Raw genomic sequence first — 15,142 nt, 5'->3', positions numbered from 1 at the left:
TTAACCAACATCAAAAAACTAGGGTAGCAGCACCCCATCGATGCCGTGAATCACGCCGTTGGAAACTGGAATATCCGCCAGGTTCACGTTAGCCCCGTTGACCCGGATGCTGCCATCGGATCCCACCTGCACCTGCAGCGGCAGCCCTGCCAAGGTGGTCAGAGTGGTCGATTGGCCGGGCCGCAGGTCAAACGAGGTAATCCGCCCCGGCACCACATGATACGTGAGAATGCGGGTGAGCTGAGCCCGGCTGGCCGGCTGCAACAGCGTCTCCACCGTACCCGGCGGCAGTTGCCCAAAGGCCACATCGGAAGGGGCAAAGACCGTGAACGGCCCCGGCCCTGCCAACGCCGTATTCAGGCCCGTCGCCCGCAAAGCTGCCGCCAGCGTCGAGTAGCTGCTGGGCAAAGTTTCCAGCTCAACGGCAATGGTGTTTAGCCCTTGAGGCTGGGCCGCAGGAGCAAAGACAAGCGGGGCCACTACAGCCGCCAACGGGATCCAACGGCGAACAAGGCGTTGAACAGAAGGAAAGATAGGCATTGTGCAAAGCTCCTGAGCCAATAGGTCTACGCCAGGGATCTTAACAGTTCTTCATTAAGATTCTGTTAAGAGGCAATGGAGAGGGTCTTCCCTGCAAACCGAGTTCATACTGATGCCTCCTGCCAGTCCAGCCGCTCCAGGGTGCGGGCCCGCTCCAAAGCCTGTTCAAAGCTCTCCAGCCTGGGCGAGATCACCAGCGGATGGCCTACGTGGGCTTGAACCGCCTCCTGGGTCTTCAGACCGTTGCCAGTAATGTAGGCTACTGTAACCGCCTCGGGATCAAGTTGGCCGGACTCTGCTAGGCGTTTGAGCACGGCAATGGTGGTGCCGCCGGCGGTTTCGGTGAAGATGCCTTCGGTCTCGGCCAAAAGCTTGATGCCGGCAACAATCTCCGGATCGGCAGCCGTCTCGATCTGGCCGCCGGTTTTGCGGGCGATCTCCAGGGCGTAGATCCCGTCAGCAGGGTTGCCGATGGCGATGGATTTGGCGATGGTATTGGGCTTAACAGGGCTGACAAAATCCCGCCCCTCGCGAAACGCCTGGGCAATGGGCGCGCAGCCCCGCGCCTGTGCGCCGTGGAAGGCGACCGGCTTATCCGCCACCAGCCCCACCTTCACAAACTCCTGGAAGCCTTTATAAACCTTGGTGTACAGGGATCCCGAGGCCAATGGGATCACCACCTGATCCGGCAGTTGCCAGCCCAGTTGCTCCACCACCTCGTAGGCCAGGGTTTTGGAGCCTTCCGAGTAGTAGGGGCGCAGGTTGATGTTGACAAAGCCCCAGCCGTAGCGATCCGCCACCTCGGCGCAGAGGCGGTTCACCTGGTCGTAGTTGCCCTCCACCGCCATGACGGTGGGGTTGTAAATCAGGGATCCCAGCACTTTGCCCGCTTCTAAGTCCGCCGGGATGAAGATGGTGCAGTCCAAGCCGGCGTGGGCGGCAATAGCAGCGGTGGAGTTGGCCAGATTGCCCGTGCTGGCGCAAGAGACGGTGGTAAAGCCCAGCTCCTTGGCACGGGTCAGCGCCACCGACACCACCCGATCCTTGAAGCTGAGGGTGGGCATGTTGACGGCATCGTTCTTGATGTAAAGATTTTTCAATCCCAGCCGCCGACCCAGCCGCTCCGCTTTGATCAGAGGGGTCAGGCCCGTGCCCACATCAATGGGCTTCTCAGAAGTCACCGGCAGAAAAGGCCGATAGCGCCAGATGGAATGCGGCCCGGCCTGGATGCTCTGACGGCTAACCGTGCGCTTCAGCCAGTCGTAGTCATAAGCCACTTCCAGGGGGCCGAAACACAGCTCACAAACATGCTTGGCGACCGGCTCATACTCGGCGCCACACTCCCGACAGCGCAAACGGCTGAAGCCCACCTTGGAGCTGTGCAAGGCAGAGGCCAACGGGGAATCGGCAGGGCTGAGCGGGCGTTCGGAAAGAGTTTGGGACATGGGCAGCCTCAAGGTGAAGGAAAGGGTGGGCGCTGGATTGAACTTACCTATCGTTGGGGGGAATCTTATCACCCGCAATCTGCCGCGTCAACTAAACCCGACTAAAATAGTCTGGATTAGATCCGGTTGAGGATAATGGAATCGGTGCTTGGCTCTCTCAGGCGGGCTGTCTGGTGTTTGTATGAGCCGCAACATCCCTTGGGCGACTCTGCCCTTTCCTCTGGGATCCCCTGCTATCGGCAGCCTTGGGGGAGCTGATCCCAGCGCCCTGAGGTCTCTTCAACTCTTCAATCAGGTGACTTAGGCTGGGAACTGAGCCTCTACCCAACTTTATTTCCCAGGGCAACAGAAAACTTTCCCTACTGCTCTGCCTGCCTCAGGCCGGTCGCAAATAACCCTATCCGTTGCCGCCATCGCTAAGCTGGATAAGCGAGCTGAAATAACCTGAAAATTAAAAGACCGGGGATCCCGGCTATTCATTTTGGAATTGCCACCCTATGCTCAGAGTTGGACGGGACAGCATTGATTTTCTCGATCACTACGATGTGGTGGTGGTCGGCGGGGGGCACTCCGGCTGCGAGGCAGCGTTGGCAGCAGCGCGGCTGGGCTGTAACACCCTCATGCTGACATTGAATCTGGACAAGATCGCCTGGCAACCCTGTAACCCCGCCGTCGGCGGCCCGGCCAAATCGCAACTGGTACACGAAATCGATGCCCTCGGCGGCGAGATGGGCAAAATCACCGACCGCACCTATTTACAGAAGCGGGTGCTCAACCGCTCGCGGGGGCCGGCGGTGTGGGCGCTGCGGGCGCAAACCGACAAAAGGGAATATGCGCGGGTGATGCGCTCGGTGGTGGAAAACCAGCCTAACCTGACGATTCGCGAGGGCACTGTCACCGATTTGGTGTTGGGGCGCAACGACGAGGTGGTGGGCGTGGTCACCCATTTCGGCACCATCTTCGGCTGTCGGGCGGTGATCCTGACCACCGGTACGTTTTTGGGGGGGCGCATCTGGATTGGTCGCCACTGGCAAGCTGCCGGACGGGCAGGGGAATTTGCCGTGGAAGGGCTGACCGACACCCTGCGCCAACTGGGCTTTGAAACGGGCCGGCTGAAAACCGGCACCCCTGCCCGCGTGGATCGGCGCAGCGTGGATTTTTCGGTCATGGAGCGGCAACCGGGGGATCCCGATGTGCGCTGGTTTAGCTTCGACCCCGAGGTGTGGGTGCCAAGGGAGCAGATGGATTGCTACTTGACCCGCACCACCCCAGAGACCCACCGCATCATCCGGGAAAATCTCCACGAAACCCCCGTCTATGGCGGCTGGGTAGAGGCCAAAGGGCCCCGCTATTGCCCCAGCATCGAAGATAAAATTGTCCGCTTTGCCGACAAGGAAAGCCATCAGATTTTTATCGAACCGGAAGGGCGGGATCTGCCGGAGCTCTACATCCAGGGGTTCTCCACGGGGATGCCTGAGAAAATCCAGATCCAGATGTTGCGCTCCTTGCCTGGCCTGGAGCGGTGCGTCATGCTGCGGCCTGCCTATGCGGTGGAATACGACTATCTGCCGGCCACCCAGCTCTACCCCACTCTGATGACCAAAAAGGTGCAGGGGTTGTTTTGCGCCGGCCAGATCAACGGCACCACCGGCTACGAAGAGGCGGCAGCTCAGGGGCTCATAGCCGGGATCAACGCCGCCCGCCTGGTTCAGGGCAAACCTCTGGTCATTCTGCCGCGGGAGTCCAGCTACATCGGCACCCTCATCGACGATCTCTGCACCAAAGAACTGCGGGAGCCCTACCGCATGCTCACCAGCCGCTCCGAATACCGCCTCATCCTGCGCTCCGACAATGCCGACCAACGGCTCACCCCCCTGGGGCGGGAATGGGGCTTGATCGATGACCGGCGCTGGGCCCTGTTCCAAGCCAAGCAAGCGCGCATTGCCGCAGAAATCGAGCGCCTGGAAACGCAGCGGGTGAAGGCCCACGACCTGGCCGGCATCCAACTAAGCCAACTGACGGGGCAGGGGATCAAGGGATCCGCCACCCTGGCCGAGATCTTGCGCCGCAACCAGATTCACTACTCCGATCTCCTGGAACTGGGGCTGGGGGATGCGGAGCTGGATCCCTTTGAGCAGGAGGCGGCAGAGATTGCCGTCAAATACAGCGGCTACATCCAGCGGCAGCAGAGCCAAATTGAGCAGGTGAGCAAGCAGTACCACCGCCCTCTGCCCCCCGATCTGGACTACCACTCCATCCCCACCCTCTCCAAAGAGTCGCGGGATAAGCTCTCGGCGGTGCGCCCGCTAACCGTGGGCCAGGCGGCCCGCATCGGCGGTGTCAACCCCGCCGACATCAACGCGCTGCTCATCTACCTTGAGGTGAGGCAACGTCAGAGGGCGGCGGATCCCGTCTGTTCTTCTCTGTGAGCTCCGCCCCCATCCATGTAGAGGGAAGGGATCCCTTCTAGGGGCATGCGCGAGGCTACCCCCAGCTCCAGCGGCGAGACCTCCCCCCGCAGCCAGTGGCAGAGCCCAGCTGCCCCAATCATGGCGGCATTGTCGGTGCAGAGGGCTAGAGGCGGGATCACCACCCGCAACCCCCTTTGCCGGGCTGCTTCTGTGAGGCGGGCCCTCAGCTCCCGATTGGCAGCTACCCCTCCCGTCAGCAGCAGCGTCGAGAGGCCCAGCGCCTCGGCGCAGGCCACTGCCTTTTCGGTGAGCACATGGGTCAGACAGGCCTGGAAGCTGGCGGCAATGTCGGCAATGGGCAACTCCTGGCCTTGCTGCTGCAACTGCTGGACTAGGCGCAACACCGCCGTTTTCAGGCCGCTGAAGCTTGTGTCGTAGGGATGCTCCACTTTGCCCTCGGGCAGGGGAAAGCGCTGCGGATCCCCCTGCTGAGCCCAGCGGTCAATCTGCGGTCCCCCCGGATAGCCCAGCCCCAGCAGCCGCGCCACTTTGTCAAACGCTTCGCCGGCAGCATCGTCGCGGGTGCGGCCCACCGTCTGGTAGTCCCCGTAGTCCTTCATCCAAATCAGGCTGGTATGGCCTCCCGATACCAAAAGGCATAGGCAGGGGGGGCGCAAATCGGGCTCTGCCAAGAAGCCGCTGAAGAGATGGCCCTCCAGATGATGCACCCCGATCAGGGGCTTGTCGTAAAGCAAAGCCAGGGTCTTGGCCCCCATCAGCCCCACCAGCAGGGATCCCACCAGGCCCGGCGCACAGGTTACGGCAATGGCATCTACCTCGGCCACCTCCAATCCTGCCTGTTGCAGAGCCCTCTCCAGCACAAAGGGCAAGGTTTCCACATGCTGACGAGAGGCCACCTCCGGCACCACCCCCCCGTAAGCAGCATGAAGGTCGATTTGGCTGGCCACCACGGAGCTGAGCTGCCGTGGGGCAAACCCCGGCCAGGCTGCATCCGCCGCCACCACAGCCACAGCCGTTTCGTCACAACTGGTTTCGATGGCAAGGACGCGGGGCATGGGAGAGCAAGCTGGGGAAAGGAATAGGAAAGCCTTGGGATCCTTAAATTAAGAATTGTGTGAGCTAAAACTCAGGATCCGTCGGGGCGAGGCGCTCAGGAGTATGATACTAACCGTTTAGTGCCTGTTGCTGCACTTAGCATCCCTTAGCATTTGGACAGATCTTAGACCCCTACCTCAAGGACACATCCTGCTATGCGAACCTTTTTAAGCCTTCTTTTGGCCCTTTGCATTGCGCTTGGCCTCGCCCAATCTGTGCAGGCAGAGCCCTTGATTGGTCTGAAACCTTGCAGCGAAGTTCCCGCCTTTCAGGCCCTGATGAACGAACGCCTGAGCAGCCTAGAGGAGAAGATCCTCAACGCCAGCCCTGCTATGGCCCCTGTTTACCAGCAAAAGCTGGCCCAAACCAGCAAGCGCTTTGAGCGCTACAGCAAGCTGCTCTGCGGCGAAGAGGGCCTGCCCCACCTGGTTACGGATGGTCGGTTGAACCATGCGGGCGAGTTTCTCATCCCCGGTCTGCTCTTCCTGTATATTGCCGGTTGGCTGGGCTGGGCGGGGCGTTCTTACCTGATCGCGGTTCGGGATGAGGATAGCCCCGAAATGAAAGAAAGCCTGATCGATGTACCGCTGGCGCTGCGGTGCTTCCTCACGGCTTTGGCTTGGCCCGCTGCTGCTTTTAAGGAAATTGCCAGCGGCGAAATTCGAGAGCCGGAAGCGGCTGTGCCCATCTCCCCCCGCTGAGGAGCTGAGCCCGGCTTTCTAACTCGATTTATTTAACTTTTGAGAGGCGTCTATGGCTGATTTCACCAAGTTTCTCACCACTGCTCCGGTGGCATTTATCCTGTTTTCCAGCTTTGTTTTTGCCCTGTTCATCGAGATCAATCGCTTCTTCCCCGACATTTTGACGTTCTGAGTGTAGGCCAGGGATCCCCAGCGCAACCTACGCCCGGTGGGATCCCTGCTTTTTTAGGCTTTTTTCCATCCTCCTTTGAACTGGACACAGAGTTGCTGAAATGGTCGAACCCAATGCCGAGCCTGCTCCGTTGAATAGGTTGAATATGGATGAGGGATGTGTCACCGTCCCTGAGGGAGATCCGCAAATTGGGGATCTCTGGACACCGATCAACCACACACCTGTTGTCCGGCTGTTGATCGACTGGCTGCCCATCAACCGACCGGGATTGAGTTCCATTTGGCGGGGCTTGGAAATCGGTATGGCCCACGGCTATTGGCTGGTAGGCCCCTTTGCCAAGCTGGGGCCGCTGCGCAACGAGCCCATCGGTCTGCTGAGCGGCTTTTTGGGAGCCTGTGGCCTGATCTTGATTCTGACGGCGGCCCTTTCTCTCTACGGCACTGTCACTTCGCAGCGCAACATAGGGCCGGTAGGGGGATCCCAATCTTGGAGCGAATTGGCTGCCGGCTTCTTGGTAGGGGGTATGGGGGGGGCGGTCGTCGCCTACCTGCTTTTGCTGAATGCAGATCTCCTTGTCCCCGCATCTTAACTGGAGCTATTGGCCATCCGTTGGATCATCCACAACGTCTTTAATCGCTTCTCGAGCATCCTCGACTCCAGGGTGGGTGGCTGCCTTTGTTTGCTCGGCCTTACCTTCCAGCCTTTCACGCTGATCGCTGGCCAGCTCACCCACAATTTCTTGGATTTTGCTCTCCAGATTCTTGGCAGTAACTCCAACTGGCTTTTCAAGGCTCATAACATCAGCCCCTTAACCGGCTTTGCCCTGTCTACTCGATAGCACCTTTTCTCTCTGGGCCTCGTGATCCAAATCACCTGCAAGGGGGGAAAGAGCGCGAGTCAGGCTAGCAGACCAGAGGAAGCTTGTCTTAGCATGGACTGAATCCTGCAATGAGCCGATGACAGCGGTTCTAGACATTTTTTCTGCCTATCTTTCGTGAGCTGCTGTGAACGATCTGCTGTTCGAGCCCACTTCCGAAAGGCCCTCCTTGGCCGAGATTCGCCGCCTATCGCCCGCAGCCTTGGCCTACTTGGGAGACGCCATTTACGAACTGCATGTGCGGCGGCAACGGCTATTTCCTCCGGATCGACTGGAGCGCTATCATCAGCAGGTGGTGAGGCGGGTGCGCGGCTCGGCTCAGGCTAAGCTGCTGTTGGCCCTGTTGCCCCATCTCAACCCCGAAGAGCAGGAAATTGTCCGCTGGGGTCGCAATGGCTGCGGTCGCCCACCCCGGCATCTGCCTCTGGCCGATTACCAAAACGCCAGCGGCCTGGAAACAGTTCTGGGCTATCTCTACCTGGCCAATCCCGAACGGCTGCGCCATATCCTCGCCCTCACTGATGTTTTGGCTGAGACCCTAGGCGAGTGGGAAGGTTAGGATAGTCTTTCCGTCTTTCCATCTTCCACGCCCATGCCCAAGACTTCTCAGCGCAAACCTGCTTCACGGCTGTCTCGCTCGGGCAAACTGCAGCCGCGAAGGGCAGGGCAATCCGTTAGCAAGCGGGCACAGCGGCCCAAACGCCGAGACGGGGATCCCAAGCTTGCCACCCAAGAGGCTCCGGTGAAGCCGATCCGCCGCAACGCACAGCGGCAGTGGCCCCAGGGCAAGGTGGCTCCTCAACCGGCAGGCCAACGAGATCCCGGCCTTCCCATGGGTGGGACAGGGGTTCTGCCGGAAGAAGTGCAGCTTCAGGCCGACCGGGATCCGCAGACCGAGCTGGAGCAAGAGATCATCTACGGTCGCCAGACGGTACTGGCCGCCCTGAGAAGTCAAGCCACCCTCAATCGGGTTTGGATCTTGCCGAAGTTGCGCTACAGCCCCCAATTTTTGTCTCTGTTGGAAGAAGCCAAAGCGCGGGGCACCGTTATCGACGAAGTGTCTCCAAAGCGGCTGAACGCCCTCACGGCTGGCGCCAACCACCAGGGTATCGCTGCCCAAGCCACGCCTTATCAGTACGTGGCCCTGGAGGATTTGGTGGAAAGAAGCCGGCAGGCCAGCCCCAATCCGGTGCTGGTGGTTCTAGACGGGATCCAGGATCCCCATAACTTGGGAGCCATTGCCCGTAGTGTGGAGGCTTTTGGCATGCAGGGGATGGTGATCCCACAACGGCGGGCAGCAGGGGTAACCTCGACGGTGATGAAGGTAGCGGCGGGAGCCCTCTCCACCTTGCCGGTGGCGCGGGTGGTGAATTTGAATCGGGCTTTGGAATACCTCAAAGAGCAGGGGTTTTGGGTTTATGGCACCACCAGCCGAGGGACTGACCTCATCTATAGAGCCGATTTTCAACGGCCCATTGCCTTGGTGGTGGGATCCGAGGGGGAAGGGATTAGCCTGCTCACACAGCGCCATTGTGACCAACTGCTGTCCATTCCCTTGGCAGGCCGTACTGAAAGCTTGAATGCTTCTGTGGCCGCCGGCATTGCCCTCTACGAAATCCACCGGCAGCGCTCTCCCCACCACCTCAAACGCCCTGAGGTTGATACATTCCTCAACAAATCGTCAATAAAAGTAGTAGAATCTAGGGGATTGCAAAAGGACATCCAATGATTGCTAGACTTGATAATGGGGGATGGATCCCGTGAGCAACCCTTTGGTCAGTCTGTTGGATAAGCTGCGCGGCCTGTCGGTCTGGATCGAGATCACCACCGAGGACTGTACCTACTACTACGGCCCCTTCTCCGATGAAGCTGAGGCGGAGCGGCTCAAAGGCCACTACATCGCCGACCTGCAAAAGGAAGGAGCCAAAAAGATCCAGGCTCTGGTGAAGAAAATGCGCCAGCCACAGTCTCTGACGGTGACCCGTACTCCGTCGGGAGCCCGTTCCTGATGTCTGCTACGGCTTATCAAGTAACCCTTCATCACCGCGGCCAAACCTACCGCTTCCCTGCCTCTGCGGATCAGACGGTTTTACAAGCTGCTCTTGAACACGGGATAGAGCTACCTTCCTCTTGTCAGGCGGGGGTTTGCACCACCTGTGCGGGGCGGCTGAGGTCGGGATCCGTGACTCAGACAGAGGCAATGGGGATTGGGCCAGAACTGCAGGCCCAAGGGTTTGTGCTGCTGTGTGTAGCCTATGCTACCTCCGATTTGGAGGTGGAGACCGATCAAGAGGAAGAGGTTTACCGTTTGCAGTTTGGCTCCTAACCGTGCCGGATTTCTGTTCAGGTCTACTTGTTAGTAGGTGTTGTAGTCATTTCGATTCAAACTAGGACACTGTACCCACAACTAAAACCTTGGTCGCGTCTTCGCGTCAGCGTTGCGGAGCAATAGCGTTGCGGAGCAATAATGCAGGGGCCCAAAAGGTTTTTCTCAGTAGCCCGGCTGTCTCAGCCTAATCTGAAAATACTACATTAGTTTATATTGTTGGATTCTTAGTGTTAGAAGTTATCGAAAGTAAGTCTGTTTCCTTGGCGAGATCAGTTCTCGACTCCTGTGAAGTTGCATTTGTTGCACCTATCTCTGCCGTTGAGCTCGCCTCTCTCTGCCCCGCAACTGGAGCAATCCCTCTGTCAGCAAGTTGACCGGGAGCTGGGCCAGCCGGCTCGGCTTCTGCGCTGGAGCTTGACGGCGGTGGAGGGGGATAGAGCCTGGGTTGAGGTGGTCGCCACCACTGATGAGGGCTACTCGGATTTAGACTAGGACAACTCACTCTTAGTCAGCTTCTTGACAGACGTCTGCAAGAGTTTTCCCAATACCCCAGTGGTCTCAGACCAATCGAGAACCAACAGTTTCATTGCTACGTTAAAGAGATGGTTCATATTGATTGATGGAAATGGCTATCGGTACCCTTGCCCATTTTTGTCGTTTGGCCAATGTCTGTCTCTGCATCTGAACCAACTCCGGCTCCACTGCTGGCCGAGCAGCACCCCCCTGTCGCCCTCACCATCGCTGGATCCGACAGTGGTGGGGGAGCAGGGATCCAAGCGGATTTGCGCACCTTTGCTTTCCAACGGGTACACGGTACCTCTGCCCTGACCTGCGTGACTGCCCAAAATACCCTTGGGGTGAGCCGGGTCGATGCGCTGCCCCCCGAAGCCGTGGCCGCCCAAATCGAGGCCGTGGTGCAGGACATCGGGGTGCAAGGGATCAAGACGGGCATGTTGCTGAATGCCGAGATCGTGCTGGAGGTAGCCCGTCAGGTGGAGCGCTGGGCGTTGCGGCCTCTGGTGGTGGATCCGGTGATGGTGTCCCGCACGGGAGCAAAGTTGCTGGCAGATGAAGCCATTCAGGCCATCCGCGAGCGGCTGATCCCCTTGGCCCAGGTACTGACCCCCAATCGCTATGAGGCGCAAATTTTAACGGGGCTGCAGCTGCAGTCCCTGGCGGATATGCAAACGGCGGCTCAGCAGATTCGCACCCTGGGCTGTGGAGCGGTGTTGGTCAAAGGTGGGGGTATGCCGGGGGAACTGCAGGGGGTGGATGTGTGGTTCGATGGCGAGCGACTGGAAGTGCTGAAAACAGAGCGGATCCCCACCCGCCACACCCACGGCACCGGCTGTACCCTCTCGGCGGCCATTGCAGCGCAGATGGCCTGGGGTAAGGATCCCTTTGCGGCCACGGTGGCGGCCAAAGCCTATGTAACGGAGGCGCTGCGACATCCTTTGGCCATCGGGTCAGGGCAGGGGCCGGTGGGGCACTTCTACCCGCTTCTGTCCGGGATCGGCGAACCTGTGCCATAAGAGAGAGGTCACTCTCTCTGGCTACTATGGCTGGCCCATTGAATCTTTCTAGGAAGGGATTCCTGCCCAAATGGCGGTTTTGGCTACCCCTACTGCTGCAGCTGGGTATCGTTCTGCTGATACCGGCTCGGCAAGCGCTGACTCTTGCTGTCGGAACCACGATCTACCTGCAAACGGCCCCTGTGGATCCCTATGACCTTTTGCGGGGCCGGTATGTGGCCTTGGGCTACGTCGTCGGTCGACGCTCCACCCTAGAGCAACTGCCGGGTTGGTCACCTGAATTGGAGACCCCAGGGATCCTTTATCTGCGCTTGGCTCCCCCCGCAGGGGATCCCACTCAACCTTGGCGAGCAATCGGTGTCAGCCGGGAGATGCCCAAAGATTTGCAGCCTGAAGAGAAAGTGCTGCGAGGCTGGTTTGACGGGCAGCAGCTCAAGTTGGGAATCGAAGAATTTTTTATTCCCGAAGCAGCTGGAGATGCCTTGGAAGAAGATATTCGGCGTTACCCTGAAGCCACGCGGGCAGAAGTGAAAGTGGATCCCTGGGGCAAGGCAGCATTGGTCGGCCTCTGGGTAGGGGAGCATCGGTACTAAGTGCTCATTCTGCCCGGCTTTAACGCTTTAACACAATTAATCACCATATTCTGACATCCGAACCCGAAGGAGAGCCGGAAAACCGAGTAGGACACGGATCCCTACCACTTGCCCTCAAAGCCCTAAAGGTGGCGAGAACCGGGCCTGCGCTATTGAGGTTATTGAGGATCTCGCCAAGCGCTGCGAAGCCTTGCCCAACACCTGAATTAGAGTCATCCCAATTTCAGTCAGACTTCTTTAGGGTTTCATTTCCAAATTTCTTCTATCCAATAGATTTTGCAACCACACCTGAATATCCCGCAGGCTCTCCGGGGAAACTTCATGGCCCATCTCGTACTCGCGATAGGTAAAGTTCAGTGGCAGCGGGGCAAAATAATCCCGGATCTGACGGCCAAAAGCAATCGGCAAAACAGCATCGGCAGTGCCATGAACCACCAGGATGGCCAGGTGTTTCATCCGCTCCGGCTCCACCGCCTCGGCCAGGATCTCTGGAGATAAACGCCCACTCATCGCCACCACCCCTGCCAGCTTCTCCGGCTGGGTCAGAGCCAAGTACAGGCTCATGATCGCCCCCTGGCTGAACCCCAGCAAATACACCTGGCTGGGATCCAAGGCAATACCCGGGATCCCACTGGGCAGCGTCTGTTCTAGAAAGCGGCTCAGGAGCTGGAGGCTATTGCGCGCTTGCTGGGGATCCCCCACCAGCCCTTCCGGTGTCCAGGCCATTTCAAACCAGGCAAACCCGCCTCCACTCCAAGGAATAGGGGCTCTCAAGCTGATCACCGCCAACCGAGGATCCAGATAGGGGGCCAACTGGAACAAATCCCCCTCGTGGCTGCCGATCCCGTGCAGCATCACCAACACAGGTGCGGGTCCTAAGCCGCCCTGTCGGGGGGGCTGAACGCGGTAGGTGAGGGGGAAAGGAGAAAACACGCCACGGATCCTCAGAAGCAGAGACGGGGTATGGCCGGCCTACGCCCAATCCTGGGGCTGGCGGAGCACCTGGTAGAGCTTAGCTTCCCACGTGTCCGGCTGGGGCTCGTAGCCATATTCCCAGCGCACCAATGGCGGCAAAGACATCAAGATCGACTCGGTGCGGCCCTGGGTCTGGAGTCCAAAGATCGTGCCGCGGTCATAGACCAAGTTGAACTCCACGTAGCGCCCGCGACGATAGAGCTGGAATTGCCGTTCTCGCTCTCCCCATTCCATCCCCTGCCGCCGCTCCACAATCGGCACATAGGCCGGCAAGAAGGCTTCGCCACAGGCTTGCACCAACTGGAAAAGATGTTCCCAACTGCGGGATCCCACCCGCACCTGTAACGATGGTGGCTCAGAAGCCAGTTGTTCGGGATCCCCTTCCGCCTGGCCTTCAGGCCGATAGAGCAGCCCAGGGCGTTCATCCTGATAGTCGAAGAAAATGCCGCCAACGCCGCGCGCCTCGCCGCGATGAGGTAGGAAAAAGTAGCGATCGCACCAGATCTTGAAAACTGGGTAGTAGACGGGATCCAAGCGGTCACAGGCTGCCTTGAGGGTGCGGTGAAAATGGGCCGCATCCTCCTCAAACAGGTAATAGGGGGTGAGATCCATCCCGCCCCCAAACCACCAAACCGGCCCCGCCTCGAAATAGCGATAGTTCAGGTGTACCGTCGGCACATAGGGGTTGCGAGGATGCAACACCATAGAGGTGCCTGTGGCGTAGAAAGGATGCCCTGCCGCTTCTGGACGCTGTTTCAGAATCGAAGGGGGCAGATGGGATCCGAACACCTCGGAAAAATTGACTCCCCCCTGCTCAAACACGTCTCCCTGCTGAATGACCCGCGAGCGCCCGCCCCCTCCTCCAGGGCGTTCCCAACGGTCTTCCCGAAACTTGGCTTTTCCGTCTAGGGCCTCCAGACGGGCACAGATGTCATCTTGTAGGCGCTGCATGAATTGGCTCACCTGTTGACGGGCATCCACTGGCAGCGCTGTAGGGCTTGAGGCCAGCATCATAGTCTTCCAATCTCTCGAAACTCGACAAAAACCTCTCCAGCCCCCATCAAACCTCTCAGACTGGGAGAGCCGAACTGCCAAACTGAAGAGTTCTAACCTGGCCGGGCAAGAAACTCCCTGGAAATCCAGGCCGCTCTTGGATCTTACGTGGGAACCGCCTCATAGGGACGAAGTCGCGCCCATTTGTTCCGTTCCTCGCGAAAGCTCTGGCAGCCCACCACATCCCATTCCATCTCGGTGCCCCCATTGCGGATATTGACATTGATCTGGGGGCCCTGCGGCTCAAAATCCGGCGTCAGTGTGAGATGAGGTTGCTGATGCTGCGCTTCCACGGCATGGTAGGTGGTACAGCGATCCACGTAGTAGCAGTGAATACAAATACACATGGCTGCTGCCTGCAAGAAACGGTTCCCAATCTTGAGGGTAGCATCCTGCCTCCTTCCAGACGGCGGATCCCCTCTTTCTCAGCCGATTCTTGAGATATTTCTTAGCAAAGAGAGGCATCTCCTCGTCTCTCGTCTAAAATCTCGACATATTTCTCAGGATGGGGCTTGATCTGTCCTTAGGATCGAACCATCCAGGCTATCCAGAGGAACTGCCATGAACACTCACACCCGCTACCGCTTCACCTGCACCCTCTCCTTTGGAGATATCTACGGCCAGATCATCGTTTGGCTGATTGTCATCTTTGCCAGCTTGGCCGCTGCCCTCTCCCTGATGAATAGCCCCCTCTACGCTTTTCTCACCATTGCTCTGATTTTGGTGATCTCCCTGCCTTTCCTGCTCTTCGCCTTCGTGACCACCCTGCTCAATCACATCGAGTTTGCCGTTGTCCCTCCTGAGGAAGAGGAAAATCGCGCTGCTGCTGCGGCTAAGTCGCCCGTGGCCGTCAGTTAGAAACAACTGGCAGTCGGTTGGCGCTTGTCGGATGGATCCCTTGCCCCAAAGACACCTGTGCTGAGTTAAAAAAACCTTGGCTCTCTTGGTCTAGCGCTTGAGTTGGCCCCTGCAAGGCGAGCAAGCGGGTAGCCTTTTATTGGCATTTTATTGGCAATTGTTTTACCAAAGAATTGGGTCTAAAGCCCTGCCGTTCACGGCAGCTTTTGTGCTGTACTCTAGACCAGTAGTAGAGTAGTCAACCACTTAAAAAACCCGGTAGTCCGGCGACTACGCAAGCAACCTAAATAGGTTTTGCCCTTTCTCTTCAACGGTACTTAGGGCAGAAGGGAACTGCCCCGCTTGGGGAGATGGGCACCGCTGTCGTAAAGGGGCAACCCGATACGGCAAGTGCTGTCTTGGAACCAAGAGCCAGAATCCTCTGCCTTTGGGCAGGGGAGTATGGTGACATCCTCCCGGCGCTCGTCCTGTGGACAGAGCGCGGGCCACCCTTCCCGTCAGCAGGACGGAGTCCTTACCTCGCGGTCGGGCATTCCTGCC

General features: G+C 58.6%; 19 protein-coding genes. 12 read left to right on the top strand and 7 right to left on the bottom strand.

The window, feature by feature from the left end; translation table 11 throughout:
• Positions 1 to 18 precede the first annotated feature (18 nt).
• Complete coding sequence (locus NW840_RS02505; protein WP_011434359.1) at positions 19 to 540, bottom strand: fasciclin domain-containing protein; 522 nt, start codon at positions 538 to 540, stop codon at positions 19 to 21.
• Positions 541 to 644: 104 nt separating this feature from the next.
• Positions 645 to 1,985 carry a threonine synthase gene (gene thrC / locus NW840_RS02500; protein WP_414342219.1) on the bottom strand — a complete coding sequence of 447 codons (1,341 nt, stop codon included), beginning with the start codon at positions 1,983 to 1,985 and terminating at the stop codon, positions 645 to 647.
• 497 nt (positions 1,986 to 2,482) lie between these two features.
• Between thrC and mnmG the strand changes: the two genes are divergently transcribed.
• Complete coding sequence (gene mnmG, locus NW840_RS02495) at positions 2,483 to 4,414, top strand: tRNA uridine-5-carboxymethylaminomethyl(34) synthesis enzyme MnmG (protein WP_414342218.1); 1,932 nt, start codon at positions 2,483 to 2,485, stop codon at positions 4,412 to 4,414.
• On the opposite strand, the gene tsaD is transcribed toward mnmG, so the two are convergent.
• Positions 4,378 to 5,472, bottom strand: a complete 1,095-nt coding sequence (tsaD, locus tag NW840_RS02490) for a tRNA (adenosine(37)-N6)-threonylcarbamoyltransferase complex transferase subunit TsaD (RefSeq protein ID WP_414342217.1) — start codon at positions 5,470 to 5,472, stop codon at positions 4,378 to 4,380. The two genes, mnmG and tsaD, sit on opposite strands and share 37 nt — an antisense overlap.
• Positions 5,473 to 5,667: 195 nt before the next feature.
• Here tsaD and NW840_RS02485 point away from each other — a divergent pair, with 195 nt between their 5' ends.
• The 3 genes from NW840_RS02485 (at position 5,668) to NW840_RS02475 (ending at position 6,974) form a co-directional block, all read left to right on the top strand.
• Positions 5,668 to 6,213: a Photosystem I reaction center subunit III gene (locus tag NW840_RS02485; protein ID WP_414342216.1), complete on the top strand. Its 546-nt coding sequence runs from the start codon at positions 5,668 to 5,670 to the stop codon at positions 6,211 to 6,213.
• A gap of 52 nt (positions 6,214 to 6,265) precedes the next feature.
• Positions 6,266 to 6,385, top strand: coding sequence for a photosystem I reaction center subunit IX (locus NW840_RS02480; protein WP_011434365.1), 120 nt, complete (start codon positions 6,266 to 6,268; stop codon positions 6,383 to 6,385).
• A gap of 100 nt (positions 6,386 to 6,485) precedes the next feature.
• Positions 6,486 to 6,974 (top strand): photosystem I reaction center protein subunit XI, encoded by a 489-nt coding sequence (locus tag NW840_RS02475; protein WP_414342215.1) that lies wholly within the window; start codon positions 6,486 to 6,488, stop codon positions 6,972 to 6,974.
• A 6-nt stretch (positions 6,975 to 6,980) separates the two neighbouring features.
• On the opposite strand, the gene NW840_RS02470 is transcribed toward NW840_RS02475, so the two are convergent.
• Positions 6,981 to 7,181 (bottom strand): hypothetical protein, encoded by a 201-nt coding sequence (locus NW840_RS02470; RefSeq protein ID WP_041436874.1) that lies wholly within the window; start codon positions 7,179 to 7,181, stop codon positions 6,981 to 6,983.
• A 208-nt stretch (positions 7,182 to 7,389) separates the two neighbouring features.
• Here NW840_RS02470 and NW840_RS02465 point away from each other — a divergent pair, with 208 nt between their 5' ends.
• The 7 genes from NW840_RS02465 (at position 7,390) to NW840_RS02435 (ending at position 11,716) form a co-directional block, all read left to right on the top strand.
• Positions 7,390 to 7,821 (top strand): ribonuclease III domain-containing protein, encoded by a 432-nt coding sequence (locus NW840_RS02465; RefSeq protein ID WP_011434368.1) that lies wholly within the window; start codon positions 7,390 to 7,392, stop codon positions 7,819 to 7,821.
• Between the two features lie 33 nt (positions 7,822 to 7,854).
• Positions 7,855 to 8,991, top strand: a complete 1,137-nt coding sequence (gene rlmB / locus NW840_RS02460; protein ID WP_414342214.1) for a 23S rRNA (guanosine(2251)-2'-O)-methyltransferase RlmB — start codon at positions 7,855 to 7,857, stop codon at positions 8,989 to 8,991.
• A 22-nt stretch (positions 8,992 to 9,013) separates the two neighbouring features.
• Positions 9,014 to 9,271 (top strand): DUF1816 domain-containing protein, encoded by a 258-nt coding sequence (locus NW840_RS02455; RefSeq protein WP_011434370.1) that lies wholly within the window; start codon positions 9,014 to 9,016, stop codon positions 9,269 to 9,271.
• The gene (locus tag NW840_RS02450) at positions 9,271 to 9,588 is read left to right on the top strand and encodes a 2Fe-2S iron-sulfur cluster-binding protein (protein WP_414342213.1); all 318 of its coding nucleotides are present in this window, start codon (positions 9,271 to 9,273) and stop codon (positions 9,586 to 9,588) included. The genes NW840_RS02455 and NW840_RS02450 overlap by 1 nt, the downstream gene beginning before the upstream one ends.
• A 300-nt stretch (positions 9,589 to 9,888) precedes the next feature.
• On the top strand, positions 9,889 to 10,083 hold the full coding sequence (locus tag NW840_RS02445) for a hypothetical protein (protein ID WP_414342212.1): 195 nt from the start codon (positions 9,889 to 9,891) through the stop codon (positions 10,081 to 10,083).
• Positions 10,084 to 10,256: 173 nt separating this feature from the next.
• On the top strand, positions 10,257 to 11,123 hold the full coding sequence (gene thiD, locus NW840_RS02440) for a bifunctional hydroxymethylpyrimidine kinase/phosphomethylpyrimidine kinase (RefSeq protein ID WP_414342210.1): 867 nt from the start codon (positions 10,257 to 10,259) through the stop codon (positions 11,121 to 11,123).
• A gap of 26 nt (positions 11,124 to 11,149) precedes the next feature.
• Positions 11,150 to 11,716: a GDYXXLXY domain-containing protein gene (locus tag NW840_RS02435; protein ID WP_414342208.1), complete on the top strand. Its 567-nt coding sequence runs from the start codon at positions 11,150 to 11,152 to the stop codon at positions 11,714 to 11,716.
• Positions 11,717 to 11,953: 237 nt separating this feature from the next.
• On the opposite strand, the gene NW840_RS02430 is transcribed toward NW840_RS02435, so the two are convergent.
• The 3 genes from NW840_RS02430 to NW840_RS02420 form a co-directional block, all read right to left on the bottom strand.
• Complete coding sequence (locus NW840_RS02430; RefSeq protein WP_414342206.1) at positions 11,954 to 12,649, bottom strand: alpha/beta hydrolase; 696 nt, start codon at positions 12,647 to 12,649, stop codon at positions 11,954 to 11,956.
• Positions 12,650 to 12,688: 39 nt separating this feature from the next.
• Positions 12,689 to 13,702: an oxygen-dependent coproporphyrinogen oxidase gene (hemF, locus tag NW840_RS02425; protein ID WP_414342234.1), complete on the bottom strand. Its 1,014-nt coding sequence runs from the start codon at positions 13,700 to 13,702 to the stop codon at positions 12,689 to 12,691.
• A gap of 146 nt (positions 13,703 to 13,848) precedes the next feature.
• Positions 13,849 to 14,091, bottom strand: a complete 243-nt coding sequence (locus NW840_RS02420) for a Ycf34 family protein (RefSeq protein ID WP_011434378.1) — start codon at positions 14,089 to 14,091, stop codon at positions 13,849 to 13,851.
• 214 nt (positions 14,092 to 14,305) lie between these two features.
• Between NW840_RS02420 and NW840_RS02415 the strand changes: the two genes are divergently transcribed.
• Positions 14,306 to 14,602 carry a hypothetical protein gene (locus NW840_RS02415; protein ID WP_011434379.1) on the top strand — a complete coding sequence of 99 codons (297 nt, stop codon included), beginning with the start codon at positions 14,306 to 14,308 and terminating at the stop codon, positions 14,600 to 14,602.
• Positions 14,603 to 15,142: the final 540 nt, after the last annotated feature.

The organism is Synechococcus sp. R5-13, assembly GCF_047462015.1.
In the GTDB taxonomy this organism is placed as follows: Bacteria; Cyanobacteriota; Cyanobacteriia; order Thermostichales; family Thermostichaceae; genus Thermostichus.
Note: the sequence above shows the minus strand (reverse complement) of the source record. Positions and strands in the feature narration are given on the sequence as shown.

What these genes read in the sequence shown, in the direction of transcription:
- thrC (WP_414342219.1), bottom strand. Translation starts at nt 1,985, where the DNA reads ATGTCCCAAACTCTTTCCGAACGCCCGCTCAGCCCTGCCGATTCCCCG.
- NW840_RS02450 (WP_414342213.1), top strand. Translation starts at nt 9,271, where the DNA reads ATGTCTGCTACGGCTTATCAAGTAACCCTTCATCACCGCGGCCAAACC.
- hemF (WP_414342234.1), bottom strand. Translation starts at nt 13,702, where the DNA reads ATGCTGGCCTCAAGCCCTACAGCGCTGCCAGTGGATGCCCGTCAACAG.
- NW840_RS02455 (WP_011434370.1), top strand. Translation starts at nt 9,014, where the DNA reads ATGGATCCCGTGAGCAACCCTTTGGTCAGTCTGTTGGATAAGCTGCGC.
- NW840_RS02480 (WP_011434365.1), top strand. Translation starts at nt 6,266, where the DNA reads ATGGCTGATTTCACCAAGTTTCTCACCACTGCTCCGGTGGCATTTATC.
- NW840_RS02415 (WP_011434379.1), top strand. Translation starts at nt 14,306, where the DNA reads ATGAACACTCACACCCGCTACCGCTTCACCTGCACCCTCTCCTTTGGA.
- mnmG (WP_414342218.1), top strand. Translation starts at nt 2,483, where the DNA reads ATGCTCAGAGTTGGACGGGACAGCATTGATTTTCTCGATCACTACGAT.
- NW840_RS02470 (WP_041436874.1), bottom strand. Translation starts at nt 7,181, where the DNA reads ATGAGCCTTGAAAAGCCAGTTGGAGTTACTGCCAAGAATCTGGAGAGC.
- NW840_RS02435 (WP_414342208.1), top strand. Translation starts at nt 11,150, where the DNA reads ATGGCTGGCCCATTGAATCTTTCTAGGAAGGGATTCCTGCCCAAATGG.
- NW840_RS02475 (WP_414342215.1), top strand. Translation starts at nt 6,486, where the DNA reads ATGGTCGAACCCAATGCCGAGCCTGCTCCGTTGAATAGGTTGAATATG.
- thiD (WP_414342210.1), top strand. Translation starts at nt 10,257, where the DNA reads ATGTCTGTCTCTGCATCTGAACCAACTCCGGCTCCACTGCTGGCCGAG.
- tsaD (WP_414342217.1), bottom strand. Translation starts at nt 5,472, where the DNA reads ATGCCCCGCGTCCTTGCCATCGAAACCAGTTGTGACGAAACGGCTGTG.
- rlmB (WP_414342214.1), top strand. Translation starts at nt 7,855, where the DNA reads ATGCCCAAGACTTCTCAGCGCAAACCTGCTTCACGGCTGTCTCGCTCG.
- NW840_RS02505 (WP_011434359.1), bottom strand. Translation starts at nt 540, where the DNA reads ATGCCTATCTTTCCTTCTGTTCAACGCCTTGTTCGCCGTTGGATCCCG.
- NW840_RS02420 (WP_011434378.1), bottom strand. Translation starts at nt 14,091, where the DNA reads ATGTGTATTTGTATTCACTGCTACTACGTGGATCGCTGTACCACCTAC.
- NW840_RS02485 (WP_414342216.1), top strand. Translation starts at nt 5,668, where the DNA reads ATGCGAACCTTTTTAAGCCTTCTTTTGGCCCTTTGCATTGCGCTTGGC.